The 5,203-nt window shown below is 64.5% G+C and carries 6 protein-coding genes; 3 read left to right on the forward strand and 3 right to left on the reverse strand.

From position 1 onward, the window contains the following. On the reverse strand, window positions 1–569 hold a 569-nt coding region (locus tag JHC57_RS20935; RefSeq protein WP_294032515.1), incomplete at its 3' end, for a sigma-70 family RNA polymerase sigma factor. After that, on the reverse strand, window positions 569–823 hold the full coding sequence (locus JHC57_RS20940; RefSeq protein ID WP_294032516.1) for a NepR family anti-sigma factor: 255 nt from the start codon (window positions 821–823) through the stop codon (window positions 569–571). The genes JHC57_RS20940 and JHC57_RS20935, both read right to left, overlap by 1 nt. Window positions 824–1,163: 340 nt before the next feature. Between JHC57_RS20940 and JHC57_RS20945 the strand changes: the two genes are divergently transcribed. Next, complete coding sequence (locus JHC57_RS20945; RefSeq protein ID WP_294032517.1) at window positions 1,164–1,718, forward strand: sigma-70 family RNA polymerase sigma factor; 555 nt, start codon at window positions 1,164–1,166, stop codon at window positions 1,716–1,718. Window positions 1,719–1,758: 40 nt separating this feature from the next. On the opposite strand, the gene JHC57_RS20950 is transcribed toward JHC57_RS20945, so the two are convergent. Continuing rightward, window positions 1,759–2,562 carry a response regulator gene (locus tag JHC57_RS20950; RefSeq protein ID WP_294032518.1) on the reverse strand — a complete coding sequence of 268 codons (804 nt, stop codon included), beginning with the start codon at window positions 2,560–2,562 and terminating at the stop codon, window positions 1,759–1,761. 283 nt (window positions 2,563–2,845) lie between these two features. On the opposite strand from JHC57_RS20950, the gene JHC57_RS20955 reads away from it, so the two are divergent. Further along, window positions 2,846–4,321, forward strand: a complete 1,476-nt coding sequence (locus tag JHC57_RS20955) for a GAF domain-containing protein (RefSeq protein WP_294032519.1) — start codon at window positions 2,846–2,848, stop codon at window positions 4,319–4,321. Between the two features lie 58 nt (window positions 4,322–4,379). Next, on the forward strand, window positions 4,380–5,203 hold an 824-nt coding region (locus JHC57_RS20960; RefSeq protein ID WP_294032520.1), incomplete at its 3' end, for a putative DNA modification/repair radical SAM protein.

Consider the following 5,203-nt stretch of genomic DNA (forward strand, 5'->3'; position numbering starts at 1 on the left):
TCGCTCGACGGCGGCGCATCGGCGCGCTTCTGCGAGAACTGGCCGCTGTTCATGATCTCCTCGAGCGCCGCGCGGGCGCGCGACACGCGGCTTTTCATCGTACCGAGCGCGCAGTCGCAGATGCTCGCGGCTTCTTCGTAGGACATGCCGCCCGCGCCGACGAGAATCAGCGCCTCGCGCTGGTCCTGCGGCAATTCCATGAGGCCGCGCTGCAGATCGGCCATCTCGCCGCTGTCTTCCTGGCTCGCGGGAGTCGACATGGTGCGCTCGACCGCGGTCTCGTCATATTCGCCGACGAACTTGTTGCGGCGCATCTGCGACAGGAAGGTGTTGCGCAGGATGACGAAGGTCCACGCCTTGATCGACGTGCCGCGCTCGAACCGTTCGCGCGATGCCCATGCCTTGACCATCGTGTCCTGCGTCAGGTCGTCGGCGAGGTCGGGATTGCCGGAGAGGCTGCGGCCATAGGCGCGCAAATGCGGAATGACGCCGGCGAGCAGCGCCTTGAATTCGCTGTCTGACAGGGTGTCTTCCTGCGGCTGCGAAGCAGCGGCGGTGGTTCCGGTCATTATTGCTTCGAGCTTTTCTGATCGAGCTGGGAAAGAAGATCGAGCATATTTTCGGGCAACTGCTCGGCGACGACATTGCCATAGATCATGCGCAGCTTGGCGCTCACCGGTTCGGGCGCCTGTCGCCCGGTCAGGGTGCGGTGCCACTGGTCGCCGCCGGTACCGGGGAAGCTGCCCGGCGTCCGGCGCGGCGCGTCGGCGCCCGGGGGGAAACTGCCCTTGCCGTCCATCCTGTTGTTGCCTTGCGTAGCCATGCGTGAGCAACGAGGAAAAACGCCGCAGGTTCCCGCCGGATTTCTTTTTTGCGACGAATGCGTTGCCAGGAAGTCACACTGGCCGTAATCAGGGGGCGTGAGGGGTCACACCATGGCCGATATTCCGGCCGACGGACGGGAGTGTGACCGCCTGCTATCCTTCATCCCTACCGGCACCGCCGATCCGCCGCCCGAAGGCGGGCACCCTTGCAATGATATTCCAGCGCGTTAAGCCGGAAACAGACCCCGTGAAAATCGGGGTACAAACAAAGGCCTTGGTATCAGCAACGTAACGCCCCAACCACTCGACGACGACAGCTTCAAGCGGGAGCTGGCGGCAATGCTGCCGCATTTGCGCGCCTTCGGGCGCAGCCTGACCGGCAACGCCGACCTTGCGGACGATCTGGTTCAGGAAACGATGCTGAAGGCGTGGAAGGCGCGCGCGCAATATATTCCGGGCCCCGCGAGCATGAAGAGCTGGGCTTTCGTGATCCTGCGCAACTGTTTCCTGTCGCAGATGCGTCGCAAGAAATTCACCGCCGAATATGACGAGCTGGCAGCCGAGCGGCTGCTCGTCGCGCCCGACGACCAGGACGACAGCCTGCACCTCGCCGACGTCCAGCGCGCGCTGATGCTGCTGCCCGTCGACCAGCGCGAGGCGCTGGTGCTGATCGGCGCGGGGCAGCTCTCCTACGAGGAAGGCGCGGCGATCTGCGGCTGCGCGGTCGGCACGATGAAGAGCCGCGTTTCGCGCGGCCGGGCGGCGTTGCAGGCGATACTCGACAGCGGCGAGATGCCGCGGCGCAGCGCCGACGAATTGCCGTCGAACGAGGCGTTTCGCGCGATCATGGACAATGTGGACCAGCTCACCGGCGGCGGTCCGTCGCCCGACTGAGGTCCGTTTTTTCCGGCCGACGCCGGCCTGCGTCGCCCGATCACGCCGCGAGTTGCGGGGTAAAGAGCAGGCTCTGGCTGATCGCCGCACGTACGGTGTTTTCGCGGAACGGCTTCGAGATCAGGAAGGTCGGCTCGACGCGGCCGCCGGTCAGCAGCCTTTCGGGAAACGCGGTGATGAAGATCGCCGGCACCGGGGCGATCGCCAATATGTCCTGCACCGCGTCGATCCCCGACGACCCGTCGGCAAGCTGGATATCGGCGAGGACGAGGCCCGCGTCGGTTTCCTCGAACGCCGCGATCGCATCGTCATGCGTCGTGGCGATGCCGGCGACGCGGTGACCGAGGTCGCGCACGATCTGTTCGAGTTCCATCGCGATCAGCGGCTCGTCCTCGATGATCAGGACCGAGGTGCGCGATTCGCGGTCGAGTTCGCCGACCGCATCGGACAGGAGCGTTTCGACGGTCGCGGTGTCGGTGCCGGTGATCAGCCCGGCTTCCTCGATCGAAAAGCCTTCGAGCGCGGTGAGCAGCAGGACCTGCCGGCCGAGCGGGGTGATCTGCACGAGGCGGCGGTGCGCGGCGCGGACGAGCGGGTGTTCGCCTTCGTCGCCTTCATCGCCGTCTTCGCCTTCGTCGATATAGGCGCTTTCCCAGATACGGTGGAAATTGCGGTAAAGATCGATGCGGGTGCCGTCGCCGCTGTGGAATTCGTCGGGCGCGGCAACGATGACTTCGAGCGTCGTGTGCACGAAATTGTCACCATGCTGCTGGCTGCCCGTCAGCGCGCGCGCGTAGCGACGCAGGAAAGGCAGATGGCCACGAATTTCCTCACCCAATGTCATCAAAATTCCTCCCTCTGGGACCAGTCATCATACGCGCCCCGGCGCGGGTCGGTTCCCGGCGGGAAGCGCGAAAGCCGTCCGAAGGGGTGCAACTTGTCGCGCGCCAATGCGTAGAGTCTGCCGGGACGCAATGCAGACCATGGATAAGCAAGTGGAATTGCGCCACTTTCCTTGTTCCCATGGGCAGGATGCTTTTGTAGGGACCATTTTCATGGCAGAGCGGCCCCCCGGGGACATGAGCGATGCAACGCCGATCGCATCGAGGGAAGGCGAGGGACGGGATTTGGCAAAGGGGGGCGATCAGGGCGCTGCGGAGGCCGAACGGCTGCGGCTCGACACGCTTCGCGAATACCGCATCATGGACACCGCGCCCGAACCCGCGTTCGACCGGGTGACGCGTATGGTCGCCGACCTGTTCGGCGTTCCGGTCGCGCTGATATCGCTCGTCGACGATCGCCGCCAATGGTTCAAATCGGCGCATGGCATCGAGGCGCGAGAGACGCCGCGCGAATATAGCTTCTGTCCCCATGTAATTGCAGAGAACGGGCCGGTGGTGGTCGCCGACGCGCTGTCCGATCCGCGTTCGCGCGACAATCCGCTGGTTACGGGCGATCCGGGTTTTCGTTTCTATGCCGGGGTGCCGCTGCGCGCCCATAATGGCGCGGTCCTCGGCAGTCTGTGCGTAATCGACCGCAAGGCGCGGGCCGCCCCGAGCGATGTCGACATCGCGCGGCTCGAGGATTTCGCCGAAATCATCATGGCCGAGGCCGACCTGCGCCGGATCGGTGCCGAGCGTGACGAGGCCCGCCGCACGCTCGAACGCGCGCTCGATTTTTCGGGGATCGCGACGTGGCAATACGACCCGCTCACCGACCGGTTGATCACGCAGGGTGCCGGCGCCGAACTCTGGGGTTCGGGGTTCGACGCGGTGCTGGCGACCGGCAACGGCTTTTTCGATCTGGTTCATCCCGACGACCGCGCACAGCTCCGCGCGTTGCTGGAGGAAACGGTCGCGAACAAGACCCCCTATGCGGCCGAATATCGCATCGTGAATCCCGAGCGCGGCGTGCGCTGGAATGCGGTGCGCGGCGACTGGGTCGTGCATTCCGACGACGCGATGCTGACCGGGGTCAGCATCGACATTACCGAGCAGAAGAGCCGGCAGGAAAATGCCAATCTGCTGATGCGCGAACTTCATCACCGGATGCGCAACCTGTTCGCGACGGTGAGCGCGATCATCTCGTTGACGCGGCACGCCGCGCGCGATGTCGACGACTATGTCGAGCGGATCAGCAGCCGGCTCGACGCGCTCAATCGCGCGCAGAATGTCCTGCTCGGTTCGAACTTCATGACCGGATCGATGCATGCGCTGATGCGCGAGGTCGAGGCGAGCTTCCCGCGCATCCGCTGGTCGGGCCCCGACCTGCTGCTCCCCGAAAACGCGCTCGTCGCGATGGCGCTGCTGTTCAACGAACTTGCGACCAACGCGGCGAAGCATGGCGCGTTGACCGGCGAGAACGGCCGCGTCGCGGTGAGCTGGACGCAGGACGAGGAAGGCGCGGAAGGAAGGATGTTCCGCATGATCTGGGCCGAAAGCGGCGGCGACCGTCTTGTCGTCGCCCCCGACCGGACGAGTTTCGGGACGTTGCTGATGGAACGCAGCGTGAAGAACAATCTCGGCGGCACGATCGAACGACGGTGGGAGCCCGGGGGGCTGGTCGTCGAGATCGCGTTGCCCGCGCGCTGGCGCGAAGCCTGAGCGACCAACTCAAAACCCGATATTTGTTCCTTATATGTTCTCATGCTAGGCATGGGGCATGTCCGCGAAACCGATTCTCGAAAAGCTGGCCGTACTCGCCGATGCGGCGAAATATGACGCATCCTGTGCGTCGTCGGGAACGGTGGCGCGCGATTCGACCGGCACGAAAGGCATCGGATCGACCGAGGGCATGGGCATATGCCACAGCTATGCGCCCGACGGACGGTGCATCTCGTTGCTCAAGATATTGCTGACGAACTTCTGCATCTATGACTGCCGCTTCTGCATCAATCGCGCGTCGAGCAATGTCGAACGCGCGCGGTTCAGCCCGCAGGAAGTCGTCACGCTGACGCTCGATTTCTACAAGCGCAATTATATCGAGGGGCTGTTCCTGTCCTCGGGGATCATCCGCTCCGAAGATTATACGATGGAGCAGCTCGCCCTGGTCGCGCGCATGTTGCGCGAGGAGCATCGTTTTCAGGGCTATATCCATCTGAAGACGATCGCGGGGGCGGATCCGGCGCTTGTCGCGCTCGCGGGGCTCTATGCCGACCGCCTCTCGACCAATGTCGAACTCCCGACCGAAGAAGGACTGTCCAGCTTCGCGCCCGAAAAGAAGCCCGAGACGATCCGCAAGACGATGGCGTCGGTGCGCGTCGGCGCCGACGATGCGATCGAGGCGGCGAAGAGCCGGCTGATCGGCAAGGCGAAGCCGCCGCGCTTCGCCCCCGCCGGGCAATCGACGCAGATGATCGTCGGCGCCGATGCCGCGCGCGACGACGATATATTGAAGACCGCGACGAACCTCTATTCGGGCTACCAGCTCCGCCGCGTCTATTATTCGGCGTACAGCCCGATCCCCGATGCGAGCAGCGACCTGCC

The organism is Sphingopyxis sp., assembly GCF_016463645.1.
GTDB lineage: Bacteria > Pseudomonadota > Alphaproteobacteria > Sphingomonadales > Sphingomonadaceae > Sphingopyxis.